This window comes from Pseudomonas sp. FW305-96 (assembly GCF_058783825.1).
Genome location: NZ_JBYSYW010000007.1, coordinates 195668 through 217437, shown reverse-complemented (window position 1 = coordinate 217437; position 21770 = coordinate 195668). Strand labels below are relative to the sequence as shown.

Annotated in this window: 23 protein-coding genes; 17 read left to right on the top strand and 6 right to left on the bottom strand. The window is 63.9% G+C overall.

Features of this window, described 5'->3' with window-relative positions:
- The first annotated feature begins 190 nt into the window (after positions 1 to 190).
- The 15 genes from oscA to AC3WL2_RS08065 all read left to right on the top strand — a co-directional run bounded on the left by oscA (position 191) and on the right by AC3WL2_RS08065 (position 12859).
- Entirely contained in the window at positions 191 to 373 is a 183-nt protein-coding gene (gene oscA, locus AC3WL2_RS08135; RefSeq protein WP_003258557.1) for a sulfur starvation response protein OscA, read from the top strand.
- A 47-nt stretch (positions 374 to 420) separates the two neighbouring features.
- Entirely contained in the window at positions 421 to 1428 is a 1008-nt protein-coding gene (locus tag AC3WL2_RS08130; protein WP_102684754.1) for a sulfate ABC transporter substrate-binding protein, read from the top strand.
- 199 nt (positions 1429 to 1627) lie between these two features.
- A complete protein-coding gene (cysT, locus tag AC3WL2_RS08125; protein WP_023629656.1) occupies positions 1628 to 2446 on the top strand; it encodes a sulfate ABC transporter permease subunit CysT in 819 nt (272 codons plus the stop codon).
- A 13-nt stretch (positions 2447 to 2459) separates the two neighbouring features.
- Positions 2460 to 3332: a sulfate ABC transporter permease subunit CysW gene (cysW, locus tag AC3WL2_RS08120; RefSeq protein ID WP_102684753.1), complete on the top strand. Its 873-nt coding sequence runs from the start codon at positions 2460 to 2462 to the stop codon at positions 3330 to 3332.
- A gap of 3 nt (positions 3333 to 3335) precedes the next feature.
- Complete coding sequence (locus AC3WL2_RS08115; RefSeq protein WP_102684752.1) at positions 3336 to 4325, top strand: sulfate/molybdate ABC transporter ATP-binding protein; 990 nt, start codon at positions 3336 to 3338, stop codon at positions 4323 to 4325.
- Positions 4326 to 4716: 391 nt separating this feature from the next.
- Positions 4717 to 5517, top strand: coding sequence for an energy transducer TonB (locus tag AC3WL2_RS08110; RefSeq protein ID WP_102684751.1), 801 nt, complete (start codon positions 4717 to 4719; stop codon positions 5515 to 5517).
- Between the two features lie 30 nt (positions 5518 to 5547).
- The gene (locus tag AC3WL2_RS08105; RefSeq protein WP_102684750.1) at positions 5548 to 6270 is read left to right on the top strand and encodes a MotA/TolQ/ExbB proton channel family protein; all 723 of its coding nucleotides are present in this window, start codon (positions 5548 to 5550) and stop codon (positions 6268 to 6270) included.
- A 1-nt stretch (position 6271) separates the two neighbouring features.
- Entirely contained in the window at positions 6272 to 6673 is a 402-nt protein-coding gene (locus AC3WL2_RS08100; protein WP_028688526.1) for an ExbD/TolR family protein, read from the top strand.
- 193 nt (positions 6674 to 6866) lie between these two features.
- A complete protein-coding gene (locus AC3WL2_RS08095) occupies positions 6867 to 7448 on the top strand; it encodes an alpha/beta hydrolase (RefSeq protein WP_102684749.1) in 582 nt (193 codons plus the stop codon).
- Between the two features lie 63 nt (positions 7449 to 7511).
- Positions 7512 to 8459 (top strand): sigma 54-interacting transcriptional regulator, encoded by a 948-nt coding sequence (locus AC3WL2_RS08090; protein ID WP_102684748.1) that lies wholly within the window; start codon positions 7512 to 7514, stop codon positions 8457 to 8459.
- A 181-nt stretch (positions 8460 to 8640) separates the two neighbouring features.
- The gene (locus tag AC3WL2_RS08085; RefSeq protein ID WP_094010961.1) at positions 8641 to 9426 is read left to right on the top strand and encodes a MetQ/NlpA family ABC transporter substrate-binding protein; all 786 of its coding nucleotides are present in this window, start codon (positions 8641 to 8643) and stop codon (positions 9424 to 9426) included.
- 476 nt (positions 9427 to 9902) lie between these two features.
- Positions 9903 to 10568, top strand: a complete 666-nt coding sequence (locus AC3WL2_RS08080) for an amino acid ABC transporter permease (RefSeq protein WP_102684747.1) — start codon at positions 9903 to 9905, stop codon at positions 10566 to 10568.
- A complete protein-coding gene (locus tag AC3WL2_RS08075) occupies positions 10549 to 11208 on the top strand; it encodes an amino acid ABC transporter permease (protein WP_102684746.1) in 660 nt (219 codons plus the stop codon). The genes AC3WL2_RS08080 and AC3WL2_RS08075 overlap by 20 nt, the downstream gene beginning before the upstream one ends.
- Complete coding sequence (locus tag AC3WL2_RS08070) at positions 11205 to 11990, top strand: amino acid ABC transporter ATP-binding protein (RefSeq protein WP_023631066.1); 786 nt, start codon at positions 11205 to 11207, stop codon at positions 11988 to 11990. The genes AC3WL2_RS08075 and AC3WL2_RS08070 overlap by 4 nt, the downstream gene beginning before the upstream one ends.
- Entirely contained in the window at positions 11987 to 12859 is an 873-nt protein-coding gene (locus tag AC3WL2_RS08065; protein WP_102684745.1) for a transporter substrate-binding domain-containing protein, read from the top strand. The genes AC3WL2_RS08070 and AC3WL2_RS08065 overlap by 4 nt, the downstream gene beginning before the upstream one ends.
- 37 nt (positions 12860 to 12896) lie before the next feature.
- Here the strand turns inward: AC3WL2_RS08065 and AC3WL2_RS08060 are convergent, their stop codons facing one another.
- A complete protein-coding gene (locus tag AC3WL2_RS08060) occupies positions 12897 to 13715 on the bottom strand; it encodes an alpha/beta fold hydrolase (RefSeq protein WP_102684744.1) in 819 nt (272 codons plus the stop codon).
- Between the two features lie 47 nt (positions 13716 to 13762).
- The gene (locus AC3WL2_RS08055; protein WP_102684743.1) at positions 13763 to 16126 is read right to left on the bottom strand and encodes a penicillin acylase family protein; all 2364 of its coding nucleotides are present in this window, start codon (positions 16124 to 16126) and stop codon (positions 13763 to 13765) included.
- Positions 16127 to 16214: 88 nt separating this feature from the next.
- Between AC3WL2_RS08055 and AC3WL2_RS08050 the strand changes: the two genes are divergently transcribed.
- The gene (locus AC3WL2_RS08050; protein ID WP_102684742.1) at positions 16215 to 16766 is read left to right on the top strand and encodes a sugar O-acetyltransferase; all 552 of its coding nucleotides are present in this window, start codon (positions 16215 to 16217) and stop codon (positions 16764 to 16766) included.
- Between the two features lie 38 nt (positions 16767 to 16804).
- On the opposite strand, the gene AC3WL2_RS08045 is transcribed toward AC3WL2_RS08050, so the two are convergent.
- From AC3WL2_RS08045 to AC3WL2_RS08035, 3 genes are all read right to left on the bottom strand, one after another.
- Positions 16805 to 17080, bottom strand: coding sequence for a bacteriocin immunity protein (locus tag AC3WL2_RS08045; RefSeq protein WP_102684741.1), 276 nt, complete (start codon positions 17078 to 17080; stop codon positions 16805 to 16807).
- Positions 17070 to 19292 (bottom strand): pyocin-S2/colicin E7-DNase domain-containing protein, encoded by a 2223-nt coding sequence (locus AC3WL2_RS08040; protein ID WP_102684740.1) that lies wholly within the window; start codon positions 19290 to 19292, stop codon positions 17070 to 17072. The genes AC3WL2_RS08045 and AC3WL2_RS08040 overlap by 11 nt, the downstream gene beginning before the upstream one ends.
- A gap of 65 nt (positions 19293 to 19357) precedes the next feature.
- Positions 19358 to 19927 carry a DUF6436 domain-containing protein gene (locus tag AC3WL2_RS08035; RefSeq protein ID WP_102684739.1) on the bottom strand — a complete coding sequence of 190 codons (570 nt, stop codon included), beginning with the start codon at positions 19925 to 19927 and terminating at the stop codon, positions 19358 to 19360.
- A 126-nt stretch (positions 19928 to 20053) separates the two neighbouring features.
- On the opposite strand from AC3WL2_RS08035, the gene bipL reads away from it, so the two are divergent.
- Positions 20054 to 20980, top strand: coding sequence for a phospholipase BipL (gene bipL / locus AC3WL2_RS08030; protein ID WP_102684738.1), 927 nt, complete (start codon positions 20054 to 20056; stop codon positions 20978 to 20980).
- A 1-nt stretch (position 20981) separates the two neighbouring features.
- Here the strand turns inward: bipL and AC3WL2_RS08025 are convergent, their stop codons facing one another.
- On the bottom strand, positions 20982 to 21734 hold the full coding sequence (locus AC3WL2_RS08025) for a DUF2059 domain-containing protein (protein ID WP_038707001.1): 753 nt from the start codon (positions 21732 to 21734) through the stop codon (positions 20982 to 20984).
- Positions 21735 to 21770: the final 36 nt, after the last annotated feature.

Here is a 21770-nt window from a genome sequence, read left to right as displayed (position 1 = left end):
TCGTCAGCCTCACCGACGCTATCGCTGGCAAGCCAGCTCCCACAGGGTTCAGTGTTCGCGCTAATGGTTATATAAACATTCTTAAACAGTATTTTTAAGAATATCCGCGCCTCACTAGTATTGCCCTCAAGCCAGGCGCAAATCCCCTTCAAAACCTCTGCCCGGCGCCCTTACTCACAGGAGAACGAGCATGAGTGCATCTCTGCGCAGCATCGACGGTCAGGACGAAGCCACCATTCTGCGTGAAATCCAGAGTGCCCTGCGCGACCTGCGCTTTGGCGCGGTGGAGATCACCGTGCACAACGCCCAGGTGGTGCAGATCGAACGCAAGGAGAAGTTCCGCCTGCAGCAGCCCGGTAACAAGACCGGCTGACACCGCACCCCTTCAAAACTAGAAAAATGCCAATCGGGAGCTTCACCATGTCCATCCGCCGTTATGCGCTTGCCGCCCTGGCCAGTGCCGTTTTTGCCGGTTCCGCGATCGCCAAGGACTACGAATTGCTGAACGTGTCCTATGACCCGACCCGCGAGTTGTACCAGCAGTACAACGCCGAGTTCATCAAGCATTGGCAAGCCGCCAACCCCGGCGACAAGGTGAAGATCCAGCAATCCCACGGTGGTTCGGGCAAGCAGGGCCGCGCGGTCATCGACGGCCTGCGCGCCGACGTGGTGACCCTGGCCCTGGCCGGCGATATCGACGAGATCGCCAAGCTTGGCAAGACCCTGCCCGAGGACTGGCAGAAGCGCCTGCCGGACGCCAGCACGCCGTACACCTCGACCATCGTGTTCCTGGTACGCAAGGGCAACCCGAAAGGCATCAAGGACTGGGGCGACCTGATCAAGAAAGACGTCTCGGTGATCACGCCCAATCCAAAGACCTCCGGCGGCGCCCGCTGGAACTTCCTCGCCGCCTGGGCCTATGGCCTGAAGACCGGCGGCAGCGAAGACAAGGCCAAGGCCTACGTGCAGGAGCTGTTCAAGCACGTGCCGGTGCTCGATACCGGCGCCCGCGGCTCGACCATCACCTTCGTCAACAACGGGCAGGGCGATGTGCTGCTGGCGTGGGAAAACGAAGCCTTCCTGGCGCTGAAGGAAGACGGTGGCGCCGACAAGTTCGAGATTGTCGTGCCTTCGCTGTCAATCTTGGCCGAGCCGCCGGTGGCGGTGGTCGACAAGAACGCCGAGAAGAAGGGCAACGAGAAGATCGCCGAGGAATACCTCAAGCATCTGTACAGCCCGGCTGGCCAGAAGATCGCTGCACAAAACTTCTACCGTCCGCGTGACGCGAAGGTCGCCGCCGAATTCGGCAAGCAGTTCCCGAAACTGGACCTGGTGACCATCGACAAGGACTTCGGTGGCTGGAAGACTGCGCAGCCGAAGTTCTTCAACGATGGCGGTGTGTTCGACCAGATTTATCAGGCACAGTGATCGGCAATGAACAAGCGGGGCCGCTTCGCGCCCCTTTCGCCGGCAAGCCGGCTCCCACAGGAAGCGGGAATGCACCGCCACTGTGGGAGCTGGCTTGCCAGCGAAAGGGCTGCGCAGCAGCCCCACAAACAAAACCCTCCAGTAGCCTGCACCGGCCCGGGATGACTCCCGGGCTTCGTGCGTTCAACCAGGGACCTTTATGTCACGTCGCATTTCCCCCGTCATACCCGGCTTCGGGCTGACACTGGGCTACACCTTGGTGTACCTCAGCCTGATCGTGCTGATACCGCTGGCGGCCATGTTCATCCATGCCTCGCAGCTCACCTGGGAGCAGTTCTGGAACATCGTCAGCGCGCCGCGGGTCATCGCCGCGCTGAAGCTGAGTTTCGGCACCGCCCTGTTCGCCGCCATCATCAACGGCGTGATCGGCACCCTGCTGGCCTGGGTGCTGGTGCGCTACACCTTCCCCGGGCGCAAGGTTATCGATGCGATGATCGACCTGCCGTTCGCCCTGCCCACCGCCGTGGCCGGCATCGCCTTGACCGCCTTGTACGCCCCTGCGGGCTGGGTCGGCCAGTTCGCCACGGATCTTGGTTTCAAGATCGCCTACACCCCACTGGGCATTACCCTGGCGCTGACGTTCGTCACCCTGCCGTTCGTGGTGCGCACGGTGCAGCCAGTGCTGGCTGACATCCCGCGTGAGGTGGAAGAGGCCGCTGCCTGCCTGGGCGCGAAACCCTTGCAGGTGTTCCGCCATGTGCTGGCGCCCGCTTTGCTGCCTGCCTGGCTGACCGGCTTCGCCCTGGCCTTCGCCCGTGGCGTTGGCGAGTATGGCTCGGTGATCTTCATCGCCGGCAACATGCCGATGAAGACCGAGATCCTGCCGTTGCTGATCATGGTCAAGCTCGACCAGTACGACTACACCGGCGCCACTGCCATCGGCGTATTGATGCTGGTGGTTTCCTTCATCCTGCTGCTGCTGATCAACTTGCTGCAGCGGCGCATCGAAACCCCTTGAAGGAGGCCCGGTAATGTCTTCATCAACCCTTGGCGCAACCGCCGCCGCCAACGCCGCCCGGCGTGGCAGTGCCACTTCGCGCCGCGTGCTGATCACCCTGGCCTGGATCGTCTTTGCGCTGTTCCTGGCCCTGCCGCTGGTGATCGTGGTGTCCCAAGCCCTGAAAAACGGCTTCGGCACCTTCTTCGAGGCGATCTTCGAGGCCGATGCGTTGTCGGCGCTCAAGCTCACCCTGCTGGCGGTGGCCATCTCGGTGCCGCTGAACCTGCTGTTCGGGGTCAGCGCCGCCTGGTGCGTGAGCAAGTACAGCTTCCGTGGCAAAAGTATCCTGGTGACTCTGATCGACCTGCCGTTCTCGGTGTCACCGGTGATCGCCGGCCTGGTCTACGTGCTGATGTTCGGCGCCCAGGGCCTGTTCGGCCCGTGGCTGCAGGACCACGACATCCAGATCGTCTTCGCCCTGCCGGGCATCGTCCTGGCGACCATCTTCGTCACCGTGCCGTTCGTGGCCCGCGAGCTGATCCCGCTGATGCAGGAGCAGGGTACCCAGGAAGAGGAGGCCGCGCGCCTGCTCGGGGCCAACGGTTGGCAGATGTTCTGGCACGTGACCCTGCCGAACATCAAGTGGGGCCTGATCTACGGTGTGGTGCTGTGCACCGCCCGGGCCATGGGCGAGTTCGGCGCGGTGTCGGTGGTGTCCGGGCATATCCGTGGCGTCACCAACACCTTGCCGCTGCACGTGGAGATCCTCTACAACGAGTACAACCATGTCGCGGCCTTCAGCGTGGCCAGCCTGCTGCTTGTCCTGGCGCTCTTCATCCTGCTGCTCAAGCAGTGGAGCGAGAACCGTATTAACCGCCTGCGCCACAGCGCCGCGGAGGAATGATTCATGTCGATCGAAGTTCGTAACGTCAGCAAGCGCTTCAACAGCTTCCAGGCCCTGGACAACATCAACCTGGACATCCACAGCGGCGAGCTGGTTGCCCTGCTTGGCCCGTCGGGCTGCGGCAAGACCACCCTGCTGCGCATTATCGCCGGCCTGGAAACCCCGGATGACGGCAGCATCGTGTTCCATGGTGAAGACGTGTCCGGGCACGATGTGCGTGATCGCAACGTCGGCTTCGTGTTCCAGCACTACGCGCTGTTCCGCCATATGAGCGTATTTGACAACGTCGCCTTCGGCCTGCGCATGAAACCCAAGGGTGAGCGCCCGAGCGAGAGCAAGATCGCCGAGAAGGTCCACGAGCTGCTGAACATGGTGCAGCTCGACTGGTTGTCCGATCGCTATCCCGAGCAGTTGTCCGGTGGCCAGCGCCAGCGTATCGCCCTGGCTCGTGCCCTGGCGGTGGAGCCCAAGGTATTGCTGCTCGACGAGCCGTTCGGGGCGCTGGATGCCAAGGTGCGCAAGGAGCTGCGCCGCTGGCTGGCGCGGCTGCACGAGGACATCAACCTGACCTCGGTATTCGTTACCCACGACCAGGAAGAGGCCATGGAAGTCGCCGACCGCATCGTGGTGATGAACAAGGGCGTGATCGAGCAGATCGGTTCGCCCGGCGAGGTGTACGAAAAGCCGGCCAACGACTTTGTCTACCACTTCCTTGGTGACTCCAACCGCCTGGCGCTCAGTGAAGGCCACCATGTGCTGTTCCGCCCGCACGAGGTGTCGCTGTCGCGCCATGAGACCGAAGGCCACCATGCCGCCGAGGTCCGCGATATCCGCCCGTTGGGCGCGACCACCCGGGTCACCTTGAAGGTGGAAGGGCAAAGCGAGCTGATCGAGGCCGAGGTGGTCAAGGATCACGACAGCCTGACCGGGTTGGCGCGCGGGGAGACGTTGTTCTTCCGGCCGAAGGTGTGGCAGAAGGTGGCGGATGTCTGAGCTGCAGGCATGAAAGGAAAAGCCCGGGCATGGTCCCGGGTTTTTTTATGTGCTGGCGGATAGTCGGGGCCGCGCTGCAGCCCATCGCCGGCAAGCCGGCTCCCACAGTACAGGGTCTGCTGCAATGACCTGTGAGAGCTGGCTTGCCAGCGATCGAGGGCAAAGCCCTCGCAGCGGATTGATGCCTTGAACGAATATTTTGCATGCTGATAAGGCATCGTTCGCAAGCTGTTCTGCGGCAGGCCGCGAAAGACGCGGGTTGTGGACAGACCATCGAAATAATTATTCCATTTTGGTCTAGTTTTACGTTTAAACATTTCTTTATGAGCTAAGCCCCTAGGCCCGATGATTCAGCCACACACCTGAATCAACACCCCAGGAGTTTCTAGCAATGGGTAATGTCCAGACGGCCGTCAGGGCCTTTGAGCAGCCATGGCACCCGGCATCGGGCGACCTGGTCGAGCTCGGACGCACGCTACGCCTGCCGCTTGGTCAGTTACGCCTGCAACGCACGCCGCTGAGCGGCCTCAAACGACGCGACAAGCTGGCGTTGGTGCTGCTGGTGCTGGCCCTGCACGGTGCCGTCGCCTACTGGATCAACCAGGCACCGACCCCGGCGTTGCCCATCGTGCCGCCGCAGATTCCGCCCATGACCATCGAGTTCGCCGCGCCCGCGCCGCCAGTCGTCGAGCCGCCGCCGCCAGCCCCGGCAGCGCCTGTGCTCGAACCGCCACCGCCGGTGCTCGACGAGTTGGCTGCCAAGCCAAAGCCCAAGCCGAAAGTCGTGCCCAAGCCTGTGGCCAAGCCACAGCCAAAACCGCAGCCGAAACCGGTCGAAGCGCCGCCACCCATGCCTACGCCCGTGGCCGCGCCGGCTCCGCCTGCGCCTGCGCCACCCGCCCCGGCCCCGGTGACGCCAGCCTCGGCCAACGCCGCGTACCTCAAGAACCCGGCGCCGGAATATCCGCAGATGGCCCAGCGCCGTGGCTGGGAGGGCACCGTGCTGCTGCGCGTCGAGGTGCTGCCCAGTGGCAAGCCAGGGCAGATCCAGATCCAGAAAAGCAGTGGTCGCGACGCCCTGGACGCCGCCGCGCTGGCGGCGGTGAAACGCTGGAGCTTCGTCCCGGCCAAGCAGGGCGAGGTGGCCCAGGTGGGTTGGGTCAGCGTACCGATCGATTTCAAGCTTCGTTAACTTGCGAGCGCACACAGGAAGGACTTCATCATGAGCGTGTTGGCATCTCCCCTCGAATCCGTTGAAGGCGCGGTCATCTGGCTGCTGGTCGGCTTCTCCGTCGCCACTTGGGCGCTGGCCCTGGTCAAGGTCGTGCAGTTCGTGCGCCTGAAGAACCAGGACAAGCGCTTCCACCAGCAGTTCTGGGCTGCGTCCAGCCTCGACTCCGCCGCCGAGCCGGCCCACGACCTGCCTGGCCCGGCCGCCCGTGTCGCTCAGGCGGGATTTGCGGCGATTGCGGTCGGTGAGCCTGGCCAGGCCAGTGACCTCAGTCAGGCCATCAACCACCAGGACCGCCTGGAGCGCGCCTTGCGCCAGCAGATCGTCCGTGAGCGTCGTTCGCTGGAAACCGGCCTGGCGGTGGTGGCCAGTATCGGCAGCACTTCGCCCTTCATCGGCCTGTTCGGCACGGTGTGGGGCATCATGGAGGCGCTCAAGGGCATCAGCGCGGCGGGCTCGGCGAGCCTGGAGACCGTGGCCGGGCCCATCGGCGCGGCGTTGGTGGCCACCGGCGTGGGGATCGCCGTCGCGGTGCCAGCGGTGCTGGTCTACAACTACTTCCTCCGTCGCCTCAAGCTGACCGCCGCCGACCTCGACGACTTCGCCCACGACTTCTACAGCCTGGCGCAGAAGAGTGCGTTCCGCGTGCTGGTGCACCCGGCGGTGCAGCGCCAGCACACCGGCTTCACCCAACCTGTGAAGGAGGCGTCCTGACATGGCCTTCTCGACCCAGGACAGCGATGAAGTGTTGAGTGAAATCAACGTCACGCCGTTGGTGGACGTCATGCTGGTGCTGTTGGTGGTGTTCATCGTCACCGCGCCGTTGCTGACCAACGCCATCCCGATCAACCTGCCCAAGACCGAGGCCGTGGCCCCGGTGGAGCAGAAGGACCCGCTGGTGGTGAGCATCGACGGCAGCGGCAAGCTGTTCATCAACAAGGACGAGATCCAGCCCGACCTGCTGGAGACCAACCTCAAGGCTGCCAAGGACAAGGACGCCGAGCTGCGTGTGCAGCTGCAGGCCGACGATGGTGTGAACTATGGCGAGGTCGCCCGGGCGATGGCGGCGATCGAGCGTGCCGGGATCAGCAAGTTGGCGGTGATCACCGCGCGCTGACCGGCGATACCTTCTTCAGGCAAGTGCTTAGGGGCCATTTTCCTTGGCAGGGGATGGCCCTTTTTTTATGCGCGAAGGCAGGCCTCTTTCATTTTGGTATTTTGGTTATTAATAAATAGCTTCTTATTCCTTTACGAATATAACCCCCTCCCTATACTTGCACCCAAGCACGCAAACTTCCGGAGGCGTCCCCATGCGCAATGAGTCGATTCGTTACCTGATTGTGCCGGGCTGGCAAGGATCGCCAGACAACCATTGGCAAAGTCACTGGCAGCGCAGCCTGCCCAATAGCGCCCGGGTCGAGCAGAGCGACTGGCTCACGCCACAACGGCGCGATTGGGTACAGGCATTGGAGCAGGCGATTGCCGCCGAGCGCTCGCCAGTGATTCTCATCGCCCACAGCCTCGGCTGCATCACGGTCGCGCATTGGGCCGCACAGGCCAGCCCTGAACTGCAGCAAAGGGTGCGCGGCGCGCTGCTGGTGGCACCGGCGGATGTCGAGCGGCCGAATTGCGCGCCAGCCCTGCGCAATTTCGCGCCGATTCCCCTGCAGGCCCTGCCGTTTCCCAGCCAGGTGGTCAGCTCCGACAACGACCCGGCGGTGAGCGTGCCGCGCGCGTTGTACCTGGCGCAGGCCTGGGGCGCCGAAGCGGGGCTGTTGGCCAACGCCGGGCATATCAACGTCAAGTCCGGGCACCAGCGCTGGGAGCAAGGCTTTGCCTATCTCTACCGGCTGCAGGCCCGTGTCGACCAGCGCGCCCTGCGCCGCGCCTGATCCACAGGTTTCATCGACTGAGCTGAATCCCTTGACCGCTTGCGGCCGGGGCGGGAGTATTCCATGACATTTCACACACCATTCGGTCAGCCGTTGCTGACCTTCCCCGAACTGGACAAGAGCCCACTGAGCATCCGCGCCAAGGCGCTGGTGTTCGTCGATCCGCGCTCCCAGGCGCTGCGCCAGGCCCTGGAGCGGCTGGCGCCACAACCGTTGCCGGTGCTGATTCGCGGCGAGACCGGCACCGGCAAGGAGCTGCTGGCCCGGCAGATTCATCGCGCCAGCGATCGGGGCGGGTTGTTCGTGTCGGTCAACTGCGCGGCCATCAGCCCGACCTATGCCGATGCCGAGCTGTTCGGCTACAGCGCCGGTAGCCAGGGCGGTACTGCCAGCAGTCGCGCCGGATGGTTCGGTTCGGCCAATGGCGGCACGTTGTATCTGGACGAGATCGCCGACCTGCCCCTGGCGATCCAGGGCAAGCTGTTGGCCGCCCTGGAGAATCGCGAGGTGATCCGGGTCGGCGCCACGCAACCGCAGGCGGTCGATGTGCGGCTGGTGGCCGCGTCCAGCATCGACCTGGCGCTGGCAGTGCGCGCGGGGCGTTTCAACGAGCGGCTCTACCATTACCTGTACGAAGGTGAGCTGGAGTTGCCGGCGCTGCGTGATCGGGTCGGCGATATCCTGCCGTTGGCCGAGTACTTCGTGGGGATCTACAGCGTGCGCCTGGATCGGCCGGTTCCCCTCATCAGCGAGGCCGCCCAGCAGGCGCTCGAAGCGCATGCCTGGCCGGGCAATACCCGCGAATTGGAGAACGTCATTCACTTCGCCCTGCTGGTCAGCGATGGCGAGGAAATCCTCCCCGCGCATCTCGACCTGCCCGATACCGCTCCCCTCGCCAGCCTGGCCCGCCAGCTCATGCAGCTAGGCGGCAGTCGAGAGGCGGATACCTTGGCCGAACTGCGCGATCTGCTCGGCGCGGCGCTGGCACGACTGGGGAAAAGCTCGCCGTAGAGCAGGCTGCCGCCGTTCATAAGCAAAGGGCGTGATGGCCATTTGTTTTTGGCATAAGCAGCTAATCAAAAGATATTGTTCCGGAATAAAAAATCTCGGTATTGTCCGCTGCACGCCCACCCGAACGGATGGGCACCCGACTCGCCATCTGCGATGGCCCAGCTTTAGAACAAGGATCACCATGAAAAAGACCCTGCTGACCACCGCCCTGGCCGCCGCACTGTCGTTCGCGGGCCTCGCCAACGCCGCCGAGAAACTGGTGGTGGCCGCCACGCCCGTGCCGCATGCCGAAATCCTCGAACTGATCAAGCCGACCCTGGCCAAGGAAGGCGTGGATCTGGAGATCAAGGTCTTCACCGACTACGTCCAGCCCAACGTGCAGGTCGACCAGAAGCGCCTGGACGCCAACTACTTCCAGACCCTGCCGTACCTGAAGAACTTCAACGAAGGCAAGGGCACCCACCTGGAGACCGTGATCGGCGTGCACGTCGAACCGTTCGGTGGCTACTCGAAGAAGGTCAAGAGCCTGGCCGAGCTGAAGGACGGCGCGACCGTGGCCATTCCCAACGAGGGGAGCAACAGTGGCCGTGCCCTGCTGCTGCTGCAGAAGGCCGGGCTGATTACCCTGAAGGATCCGAAGAACGCCCTGGCCACGCCGAAGGATATCGCCGAGAACCCGAAGAAGCTCAAGTTCAAGGAGCTTGAATCGGCCATGCTCCCGCGTGTGCTGGATCAGGTCGACCTGGACATGATCAACACCAACTATGCGCTTGAAGCCGGCCTGAACCCGGCCAAGGACGCCCTGGTGATCGAAGGTAGCGATTCGCCGTACGTGAACTTCCTGGTTGCCCGCCCGGACAACAAGGACAGCGCGGCGATCCAGAAGCTGGCCAAGGCGCTGACCAGCCCGGAAGTGAAGGCATTCATCGAGAAGAAGTACAGCGGCGCGGTACTGCCAGCGTTCTGATACGCGACCTGGAACGAAAAACGCCGACGCATTTTGCGTCGGCGTTTTTGTTTGTGCTGAGCTGACGGGCAGGCCGGTCTGGAGTAATGCCGCGCAAGCTCAGCGTTGAGTCGCCAGGGCCCGGCGCAGCGCCAGGAGCCACAGCAGTTGTTCGTTCGAAGCAGGCAAGCAGGGGCTGTTCATCGTTGTCTTCCTTGTTGAATGTGATGGGCCGTGCAAGTCACAGTTTGAAATCCCTTGGAGGGGAAAATCCTCGGAAAGATCCGCGTCTAGGGAAGGAAATTTCCGAGCGTCACGGGGTGGTGATATAGATATGCAATAAAGATATTTATAAAAATATTTTTATGCCTTTAGAGTCTAGGAATCGTGCTTACCGGCACAGCGCCACTATTCGTGAAACGACGCCGAGCAACCCTCGTGCCGACCCTGGACCTTCCCATGCCGTACCTTCGTGACCCCGTGCCGAGGCCCCTTCCATGAGCTTCGACACTGCTTTCATGCTTAGCACACTGCCGGCCTTCTTCAAGGCCGTTGGCGTGACCCTGCAAGTCGGGGCGATCGCAATCGTCACCTCGTTGCTGGTGGCGCTGCTCAATGCGACGATCCTGGTGTTGCGCACGCCGTACCTGTGGCGCCTGGTCAAGGGCTATGTGGAGCTGGCGCGCAACACACCGTTGCTGATCCAGCTGTTCTTCGTCTACTTCGCCTTGCCGAGCCTGGGGGTGAAGGTATCCGGCTTCGCCGCCGCGATCATCACCCTGACGTTCATGGGCGGTGCCTACCTCACCGAGGTACTGCGCGCCGGGGTCGAGGCCGTGCCACGGGCGCAACTGGAATCCGGGCGCTCCATCGGGCTTTCCGAGGGCCAGCTGCTGCGCCATGTGATCCTGCCCCAGGCCGGCATCCTCAGCCTGCCGGCACTGTTCGCCAATTTCGTCTTCCTGCTCAAGGAAACCACCGTGGTTTCGGCGGTGGCGGTGCCGGAGATTCTCTACACCACCAAGAACTACATCGCCCTGTACTACAAGACCTACGAAATGCTCGCCGTGCTGACCCTGCTCTGCGTGCTGATCTTCCTGCCGCTGTCGCTGCTGCTGCGCTACCTGGAACGGAGGCTGCAACATGGCCAGTTCGGGCATTGAGCTGCTGCTGGTTTCGCTGCCGCAACTGGCCATGGGCGCCGGGCAGACCCTGGCGATCTCGGCCCTGGGCATCCTGTTCGCCACGTTGGGCGGCGTGTTCTACGGCGTGCTGGCGACCCTCGGCAGCCGTTGGCTGAACATCCTGTTGCAGGTGTACCTGGAACTGTTCCGGGCGATTCCGGTGCTGGTCTGGCTGTACCTGGTGTTCTTCGGCTTGCCGATCTTCTTCGGCCTGAGCATCCCCAGCTTCTGGTGCGCGGTGCTGGTGCTGGGCCTGTGGGGCGCCAGCGAGGTCGGTGAGGTGGTGCGCGGCGCCTTGCAGTCGCTGCCACGCGGGCAGCGCGAGGCGGGGTTGTCGATCGGCCTGGGCGGCTGGCAGCTGTATGCCTATGTGCTGCTGCCCCAGGCGCTCAAGCGCATGACCCCGCCGACCATCAATATCTACACGCGGATCATCAAGACCAGCTCGCTGGCGGTGCTGATCGGCGTGGTCGAAGTGATCAAGGCGGGGCAGCAGATCATCGAACGTACCTACGAGTCGGTGCTGATCTACGGCGCGCTGTTCCTGTTCTTCTTTCTTGTCTGCTATCCGCTGTCAGCCGCCTCCCGCGTGCTGGAGCGGCGCTGGGCCCACGCATGAATCCATTGATCGAATTCCAAGGCTTCAACAAGTTCTTCGGCCAGCACCAGGTGCTCGCAGACATCGACCTCAAGGTCGAGGCCGGCGAGGTGGTGGTGATCCTCGGCCCCAGCGGCTGCGGCAAGAGCACCCTGCTGCGCTGCCTCAACGGCCTGGAAGAGGCCCAGGGCGGCAGCCTGCGCCTCGACGGCCAGGAGCTGCTCGGCCCCGACACCGACTGGCGTCAGGTGCGCCAACGGGTCGGCATGGTGTTCCAGAGCTACCACCTGTTCGGCCACATGAGCGTGATCGACAACTTGCTGCTGGGGCCGCTGAAGGTGCAGAAGCGCGAACGCCACGAGGCCCAGGCCCAGGCCGAGGCTCTGCTGGCCCGGGTAGGGCTGCTGGACAAGCGTGACGCGTTCCCGCGCCAGCTCTCCGGTGGCCAGCAGCAACGCATCGCCATTGTTCGTTCGTTGTGCATGAACCCACAGGTGATGCTCTTCGATGAGGTCACCGCCGCCCTCGACCCGGAGATGGTCAAGGAGGTGCTGCAGGTGATCCAGGGTCTGGCCCGCGAAGGCATGACCCTGCTCATCGTCACCCACGAAATGGCCTTCGCCCGCGCGGTGGCCGACCGCATCGTGTTCATGGAGGCCGGCAGGATCCTTGAACAGAACCACCCTGAGCGCTTCTTCACTCAACCGCAGACCGCACGCGCGCAGCAGTTCCTGGAGAAATTCTCGTTCGTCGAAAGCCTGCCCAAGACACTGTCTAAGCCACTGCACAAGGAACTGTCATGAAGACTGCCCCGTTCGCCAAACTGCTCGCGCCATTGCTGGGCCTGGCCCTGCTGGCCGGCTGCAACAAATCAGAAGACCCGGCCAAGCCCGCCGCCGCCTCGCCGGCCACCAGCTACCTGGAAACCATCAAGGCCCGCGACAAGCTGATCGTCGGCGTGTTCACCGACAAGCCGCCGTTCGGCTTCGTCGATGAAAGCGGCCGCTACGTGGGCTTCGACACCGACATCGGTCGTCGCTTCGCCAAGGACCTGCTGGGCGACGAGAACAAGGTCGAGTTCGTCGCGGTCGAGCCTGCCAGCCGCATCCCGTTCCTGCAGAGCGACAAGGTCGACCTGATCCTCGCCAACATGACCGTCACTCCGGAACGCAAGGAGGCCGTGGACTTCACCAACCCCAACCTGCGCGTGGCGGTGCAGGCCATCGTCGCCGACGGCAGTTCGGTGCAAAAGCTCGACGACCTGGCCGACAAGACCATCATCGTCACCACCGGCACCACCGCCGACATCTGGCTGACCAAGACCCACCCAGACTGGAAACTGCTCAAGTTCGAGAAGAACACCGAGTCGCTGGCCGCGTTGGCCAACGGTCGGGGTGATGCCTATGCCCAGGACAACCTGATCCTGTTCAGCTGGGCCAAGCAGAACCCGGGCTACCGCGTGCTGCCACAGCTGTTGGGTGACGAAGCACCGATCGCCCCGGCGGTGAAGAAGGGCAATACCGAGTTGCGCGATTGGGTGAACGCCGAACTGGCCAAGCTCGGCGAGGAGAAGTTCCTGCTCAAGCTGTACGACCAGTACGTGCGCAAGGAACTGAGCGACGACACCAAGCCTGAGAGCGTGATCGTCGAGGGCGGCAACTGGCAGGGCTGATCGCCTGAACGGGGCTGCAAAGCAGCCCCTTTCGGTCTCAGCAATTGCGCGGTAACCAGTTCAACAGGAAATCATTCACCACCTGCGGATTCTCCAGGCTGGAGATATGCCCGGCGAATGGAATCTGTGCCGCCAGGCATCCAATCAACTGCGCCATCTCGGCGGACTCCGCCGGTGGCCTTGGTATGTCCTGGTCGCCACAGAGCACGATGGTCCGCTCTCCCGGCAGCTCACTGAGTCGCGCCAGCAGGTCTGGCCGGCCGAAGATCACCCGGCCCATCGGGTCGAGGCTGTCCCGGATGGTTTCGGCGCTGCTTGCCTTGAGGTCCGCACGGAAGCACTCGCGCACCTCGGGCACCGTCTGGCCACCGGCATGGAAGAAGATCGGCACCACGACGTCCAGCAACGGATCGATAAAGGCTCCCGCTTTGCTTGCCGCATCCAGCAAACCGAAATACTTCAGCCGCGTCGCCTCGGGCTCCGCGCCCAGGTAGGTGTCCATCAGCACCAGGCGGTCGACTCGTTCAGGGTGGTCGACGGCCAACTGCGCGCCCCACATGCCGCCAACCGACAGCCCGACCAGGTGGCACTTCTGGATATCCAGGGCATCGAGCAACGCCAGGTGCTGGCGGGCCAGGGCAGCCATGTCGACGGTACTGGCGGGCGGGGCTGCGGAATCGCCGTGGCCCCACAGCTCAGGCACGATGACCCGGAAGTGCTGTGACAGGGCGTCGATCTGCGGTTGCCACATGGCGGACGACCACAGGTAGCTGTGTCCCAGCAGCACTGGGAAGCCCTGGCCCTGGTCGATATAGCTCATGCGTGCTCCGTCGATCTCGATGAAGTGTTTCTGCATTGCGTGACCTCATGGATTGCGAGAGGGCCGCTGTGCGGCCCCGGTTTCTATCTGGGCACCAGCCGCAGCGTGCTTTGCGCCGGAATCACCCCCATCCGCGCCTTGTGATAGCGCCCCTCGATGTAGTCCTCGGCCTGGTCGCCATAGTGCCGGTCGAATGGCACGCCACTCTGCCCGACCGGGTTGATGGTCAGCGCGGCGCCGGCGTCGGCGAAGTCGATCAGGCGGCGGGTGGATGGCCCGTAGGTGACCGGCCAGGGCGCCGGGCCGATCTTCGCCGACAGGTTGTTCGGCACCTCATGGGTCCCGGGCGCGGCGTACGGCCCGACATTGAACAACAGGTTCAGCGGCTTCTTCACGCCCAGCGGATGGTTATGCGTGAGGGTATGGGCCTTGCCCCACTGCCAGCTGGCCGGATCCTTGCCGAAGGTCTCGCGCAGGTGCTTGAGGCTGCGCTGCCAGGCCAGGCGAACGATGGCGTTGCGATCGGTGTGTTCATTGCTACCACGCAGATTCCACCACGGCGATTGAGGGTCGCCAGCCAGGCGAGGCAGCGCGGCGTCGATGGCACGGGTGCTGATCAGCACCGGGAACCAGGTGTCGCCCAGTTCGTCGTGCAGGGCGGCGAACGCCAGCTCGTAGAGGAACTGGTTGAACAGCGTGGCGCTGGTGGAGTCCAGCGGGTAGTCGCCGCGCCAGGCCGCCAGTTGCTCGACCAGTTCCTTCTCTTCGTCGCCCTGGGCGACGTTGCGCAAGGTGCCGAGCAGCGGTGCCAGGGTACGCGGGCCATAGTCGGTGCTGGTGTCCAGCTGCAAGGCCTGGCTGTTCTGGGTGTCCCACTTGATGTCCGGGTCGCGTAACAGGCGATCGAGCTGGCGTCCCCGGTCGGCCAGGTTGTAGTAGCCGGGCACGGGCAGTGCGCCCGGTGGTTGGTAATTGGCCGAGACGATATAGCCGCTGGCCGGGTTCTCTTGCTGTGGATTGGCACTGAACGGGTAGAACCCCGGCTTGGCGGCCTGGCCGCTGCCGCCGTCGAGGATGAACGCCGGGTTGACGCCCTCCGGGCGGATCGGCAGGCGCGCCGCCGCCCACCAGCCGATGTCGCCACGGGCATTGGCCCATACCAGGTTCAACCCCGGCGCCTGGATCTTGCTTGCCGCCTCGCGCATCTTGTCCAGGGTGTCGGCGCGGTTGATCTGGTAGAAACCCTCGAGTATCGGGTTCTCGGTTTCCAGGAAGGCCCACCACATGGCGATGGGCGTCGGGCCGGCGGTGTCGCCGAGCACGCTGTTGACGATCGGACCGTGGGGCGATCGGCGCAAGGTGATGCTGGCCGGCTGCGCAGCCTTGACCGCGATTTTCTGCTCGGTCTTTTCAAGTGTCTGCCAGCGGCCATCGACCATCACCTGCTCGGGGTCCTGCGGATTGGTCCGCTCCGCGATCAGATCGACGTCGTCGTTCTGGAACATGGTCAGGCTCCAACCGAAGTCGCGGTTGTGGCCGAGCAGGGCGAACGGGTTGAGCGCCTGGAAGTAGCCATACAGGTTGAAGCCTGGTGCCGACAGCTCGGCTTCGTACCAGATCGCCGGCACCGCGAAGCTGATGTGCGGGTCACCCGCCAGCAGTGGCCGGCCGCTGCGGGTATGGCTGCCGGCCACGGCCCAGGCGTTGCTGCCCTCGAACTGCGGAATGCCGGCATCGCCCAGGGCCTCGTGGCTGAGCCGCGCCAACTGCTCCAGGCTGCGCCAGTCGGCGGCGGCCAACGGCGTGGCCACGGCGCCGTCGGGCTGCCAGTCGAGGTCGAAGATCTTCAGGTACTCGGGGCCGAGCTGGTCGCGGATGTAGGTCAGCGCCGGGTCGGTGCGGAACGCGGCGGCGAAGCTGTAGGCGAGGTAGCCGGCAATGCTCAGGGTGTCCTCGGCGGTGAAGGGGCGCGGCGTGATGCCGAGCAGGTCGAACTCCATCGGCTTGGGGTGGCTGGCCTGCCACTGGTTGATGCCGTCCAGGTAGGCCTGCAGCGCCTGCCAGGCCGGTGACTGGCGGTCCTGGCGTTGCACCATCAAGGCCGCCTGGTCGCGAATGCGCAGGCTGCGGAACAGGGTATCGGTGGGCAGCAACTTCTCGCCCAGCACCTCGGCCAGCTCGCCGCGAGCCAGACGGCGCATGATCTCCATCTGGAACAGACGGTCCTGGGCTTGCACGTAGCCCAGGGCGCGGTACAGGTCCTGCTCGTTCTGCGCCTGCAGGTGCGGCACGCCACGGGCATCGAAGCGCACGCTGACCGGCGCCTGCAAGCCGTTGATGGCCGCTTCGCCATCACGCTGGGGCTGCTTGCCCTGCACGTACCAGTAACCGCCGCCCGCGGCGGCCACGGCGATCACCACCGCCAGCAAGGTCAGGCTGCGCTTCATCGAGACTCCTTGTGCACTCGAGCGAAAGAATGTGGTCCGATCATCGGCGGATTCGCGAACTGAGCATAGCCCCCTGAAAGGAGTTTCCATGTCCCTCAGCGAAAAACAGAAAATGCTGGCAGGCCAGCTCTACCATGCCGGCTGCCCCGAGCTGCAAGCCGAGCAGGCGGCCAACCGGCACTGGATGCACCACTACAACGGCAGCGTCGAGCAACCCAACGAGGCGCGCCATGATTTGATGAAGACGCACTTCGCCAACGTGGGCGAAGGCGTGGTGATCCGTCCGCCGTTCCACTGCGACTACGGCTACAACATCAGCGTGGGCGCCAACACCTTCATGAACTTCAACTGCGTGATCCTCGACGTGCTGCCGGTGCGCATCGGCGCCGACTGCCAGATCGCCCCGGCGGTGCAGATCTACACCGCCGACCACCCGCTGGACCCGGCGCTGCGCCGCAGCGGCCTGGAAAGCGGGCGGCCGGTGATCATTGGCGACAATGTCTGGATCGGCGGCGGGGCGATCATCCTGCCGGGGGTGACCATCGGCGACAACGCCGTGGTCGGCGCGGGCAGCGTGGTGACCCGGGATGTGCCGGCCGGGGCGGTTGTGGTCGGTAACCCTGCGCGGGTGCGTGGCTGAAGTGCAAAGCCCTGCGGGGTTGGCCGCAGGGCTTTTGATCAGGCGGGCTTGAAGCCGGGTTTGCCGTTGGCGGCGCGCCACTGTTTGACGCGGTCGAGGACACCTTGAGGGCTATCCTCTGCGCCTTCACCTGGGTAACAAATGAGATCAGATCCCTGTGGATTTTCAATAATCGTCTCGAATCTTTGCATCAGCTTATCTTGATACTCAATGAATCGGGCACCTTTGAGATCCGTGCGATTGACAAAAAAATCTTGCAGAAACTCCAAGAATTCACTTTCCGTGTATTCAGTGATGCTTTTGTTATTGGTCATTGCCTTTGCCTTTTTCACTGTGGTGGTCAATATGTTGTCGAGGTGTCATGACTGCCAAGTTGTCGAGGTTGTAAACTGCGCCGCCATTTTTGACTTCTTCAATATGGTGAATCTCGAAGCTTTTTCGCTTTCCGACCCACTCTGTCCCCGGTGCCAGTGGCGCGCCGCCGTCCGTCATTCGTATCAAGTTGTTCTTGGTGAAGTGTTTGTTGAGTAGGGGATCGGCTGCCACTTCCCTCCAAAACTCCTCCCGCAGCCTATCGAAACTACTGAACCTGCGTCCCCTCAACTTATCCGCAATCCTCGAAGGAATCGGCGCGCCTTCTGGTGTGACTGCGGCTTCAAGGAAGCGATCCGACGTCACCTGCCCGTAACCGCTGGCCACCCCGGCGATCTGCCGAGGGTCGCGGAACATCACGTAGATCGGCGACAGCCCCGAGTCGGCGGGGAAGACAATGACGTAGTCGTCTATATGTGGGTCCGGCAGTGCAGGGAAGACGTTGATGTCCGGCTGGCGCTTCGAACTGATCGTGCCCGGGTAGTGCTTTTGCAGGTCTTCGACGATCGGCAGTGCGGGAGTGGTGCTGCCGGTCACCGGGTCTCGGGTGCCCAGGCTGCTCGGTGGCGTGGCCGGATGCCAGAGCAGCGTCGCACCGCCCGGGCCATCGGCGGTGAAGCGGTAACTATCCAGGGCAGGGTCCCAAGTGGCTTGGCGTACGCGGACATCGCGCAGAAGGCTGCTGCCATCGGTGCTGGCCAGGTATATCTCGGTCTGTTCACCCACTGGAATGGCGTTCATCCGCAGCGCCAGCTCAAGCGTCTGCCCGGCCCTGCGGTTGGCTTCAGCGGTCAGGTCCGCGCCGGGAGTCATGTAGGCCAGCGGCACACTGACGCCCATGCGCTCTCCATTGCCGAGGCGGGCCGAGTAGAGCATCAGGGACGCATACCGAACGGCGCCGGTCGCGGCGTCGGCCAGCAAGCGTGTTGCGGCTGACTGCAGTGCCTTTCCCAGCAGTTCCCAGAACGCCTCGAAGTACGCGAAGGCGCCGCTTGAGCTCGCCAGAACCACTGCGTGGCGAGTGCTGGCGACCCAGGCGTGGAAGGTGACGGGGGTGTTGCTCGGCGTCTGTCCGCTGAGCATGGAGAGGTGTGTCTGCTCATCGAATGCGGCGTGGATCGCGTCGTGGGCCCTCAGGTGCAGAGGGTTGTCGGCAGCCCGCCCCCATTGCGCATCGATGCCATAGCCTGTGCGCTCGCGCTCGACTCTGTCGCGCAATTGCTGCAGCTCCGGATTACGCTGGGCGTGTGGCTTGCGCTTCTGCTCGGTAATCACTGTTTGGAGCTGACTGGCGTCGAACTCGAGTGAAAGGTTGTCCTTTCGAGCGGTCGCAGAATGTTTATGGAGTGAATTCTGTGCGCGGATCAGCTCGCAGGTTTCCCGTTCCAGCTCGCGAGCATGCTCGGCTGCGGCCTGCGCTGCGATGTCGTCATGCTGGTGGCGCTGGAATGTGTTCAATGCGCCCTCGAGCGAGGCGCGCGCGAGCGCATGCTCGAGCTTGCTGACGGAGAACCGAGCGAGTTTCGTTTCCAGCCGATGGACCAGTTGAACCACACGATCACGTTGCGCCGCCTTGTACCTCGTATCGGTCAGCGCCCATTGCAGGCGCGCCTGGCGGCGGCGAAGTTCATTGAGCTGACGCTCCAGGCGCTTGGCCTCGAAGGCCGCGCGGTAGGCTGTCAGCCAGGCTTGACGAGGCGCGTCGGGGGCGTTCGGCTGCCGGACGACAGCAAGGAAATCCTTGAGTGGGCGATGCTCCGGGTCTGTGCCAAAGAAGCTGTTGGCTTGCTGGCGAGCCTGTTGCAACTGAGTCTGGTAGGTCGCGGTGAGCTGCCCGAAGGCAACGATCTGGCGCTCCAGACGCGCGGTTTCGCTGAGGCTTGTCAGTGGGCCGGCGCTGGTCGCGATAGCCTGGTCGAGTTGTTCGTCCTGGGTAGCCTGCAGGCGCGCGTGGTCGGCGTGAACCTGTTGCTTGTCCGATTCGACCTGGCGGACCAGGTCAATCACCAGGTGGCCAGGGCGGAACGTCGATACCAGTTGCAGCGGATGGACCCGTTGATGTCCCCAGAAAATCGGTGGGGTTGAACGGAACTGTTCTTCGTAGCGGTCTCTGACGTTGGTAGGGGTCAGCTCGGTGTAGCCTTGGCGTGACATACAGTTCTCCTTGTTCTGTATGTCGCTACCCTATGGATCCTCTGGGGTGAGGCTGCGGTAGTGGGTTATTGGCCTGGCCCACTGCTCCACGGGCAATAGCAGCCGACCGCCAGGGTATTCGAGGCCTGCACCCGCCGCCCTTGTGCCAGCGCCTTGAGGATCGGCTCGATGAAACTGTTGCTCGAGTTGCACACCGCGCCTTCGCTGTAGGGGCCGAAGTAGGCGAGGTTGCCGTCGTGGTCCCAGATCGCCACGGCGGGGCTGGCGGGCAGGTGTTCGCTGCCGGGCAGGCTGGCCAGGGGCTTCAGTGTTCCCAGATTGGCCGGCAGTTGGCCGTGGCTGCCAGGCTTTTGCACGACATGGAAACTGACCCCGAGCGGCGCGAAGTGCTCGACCAGCTCGCCCAGGTGCTGCTGGTTGCCGACATTGCACGGGCAGGCCGGGTCCCAGAAGTGCACCACGCGGATCGGGCCCGGGCCGGCCAGCTCGGCTGGGAGGCGCAGTTGGCTGCCGTCGAAGAAGGTGGCCTGGTTGTCGAACGGACGCAGGTAGCGGGACTGGAAATTGTCGTAGGCCCACCAGAGGGCGGTGGCGCAGAGTAGCAGTGCAAGGAGTGAGAGAAGTCGCATCGCCATGGGGGCCTTGCGCGATGCTCGTGGGAGCGAGCTCGCATTGTTCGTCGGAGGAGGGGCCAAGCTTGCCATGACGCGGCCCAGAGCTGAATATCGCAGATCAATACTTGCTTCGCTCTGGATGTACCGATGCCCGCCAGTTTCCACCCCGACCTGCTGCGCGCCAGCCTGCCGCCCCTTGCCGATCGCCACCTGCTGTCCACCCAGGGCCAGGCCTACCAGGGCTTCTACGGCCTGGGCCTGTCCGCACACAGTTGGCTGGGCGGCTTCCAGGTGGCAGGCTTCGACCTGGTCGGCCAGGTCTGGCTGCCCGAACGGCCACAGGCGACGTTGTTCCTGTTGCATGGCTACTACGATCACATGGGGCTATACCGCCATGTGATCGAATGGGCCCTGGGGCGCGGCTACGCCGTGATCGGCTGCGATCTGCCAGGTCATGGTCTGTCCAGTGGCGAACGGGCCAGCATCGATGATTTCAGCATCTACCAGCAGGTGCTCGAGGCGTTGTTCGAACAGGCCCGCCTGCTCGACCTGCCACGGCCCTGGCATCTCTGTGGCCAAAGCACCGGTGGGGCGATCGTGGTCGACCATCTGTTGCACCAGGGCGAAAGCAGCCCTGTCGACGGCGAGGCAATCCTGTTGGCCCCCCTGGTGCGCCCGCGCGCTTGGCGCTGGTCGAAGCTGAGCTATTGCGTGCTGCGCCACTTCGTCAATGGCATCGAGCGGCGCTTCAGCGAAAACACCAACGACCCGGGCTTCCTGCCTTTTCTCGAAGCTGACCCGCTACAGCCACGGCGCCTGCCGACCGCCTGGGTTGGTGCGCTGATGAAGTGGGTCCGGCGCATCGAAGCCGCTCCCCGGAGTACGCGGCGGCCGCTGATCGTGCAGGGCGAGGCGGACGGTACGGTAGATTGGCCGTACAACCTCAAGGTGCTCAAGGCCAAGTTCGCAGAGCCGCAGATCCTCATGCTGCCTGAGGCGCGGCACCACCTGGCCAACGAGCTGCCTGGCATCCGCCAGCGCTACTTCGAGTTCATCGGCCAGCGCCTGGACTGACTTACTTCAGGTTGGCGGCGTTCTGGCCCACGGCCAGGGCGGCGCGAATCGCGGCCACCGCGGCCTTGTAGTAGGCCTGGCCGTCCGTCGATTCGGCGAAGGTGGCGAACTGCTCGAGCTCAGCGTCGGACAGGTCGCGATAGACGTACAACAACGTGTTGTTCAGGTCCTCGCCCACTTGGTTCATCAAACGCTGGCGCTGGCCATCGAGCAGGTTCTGGGCTTGGCCGCCGCCGAACAGGCCGGGCAGCATCGAGCTCAGGCTGTCGGCCGCCACGCCGGCGATCGCCAGGCTGACCTCGGCGCCGGCCTCGCGGGCGGGCAAGGCCTGGGCCAGGTGGCCGACGATCAGCACGCGGTTGTCGCTGGCCTGGATCTTCGGCAGGCCCTTGGCGTGCTTGGCCAGTTGGTCCTTGCGTGTGGCAAGTAGCTCGGCGGCCACGACCTTGCGCCCCAGCGGCGACTGGAAGAAGGCCAGGGCCGGCGAGGGGTTGGGCAGGTTGGCGCGCAGTTGCGCCTGGGCCCTTTGGTCCATGGCCTGGGCCTGGAACCGTTGGTTGCTGTTGTTGACCAGCGCCTGGTAGACCGCAGGCGGCAAGCTGTTGCGGTAGCGCTGCTGGGCGGCGCTCACGGCATCGTTGAAGTGGGCGCGCTGGTCGGGCCAGCCAGCGACCTTGTACAGCTGATCGAGGGTGTCTGCCCAGACAGGCATGGTGCAGATCATCAGCAGAAGCAGGGAAAACAGACGGCGCATTCAGGACTCCTGTCGGCAGGCCGCTATTGTCCTTGG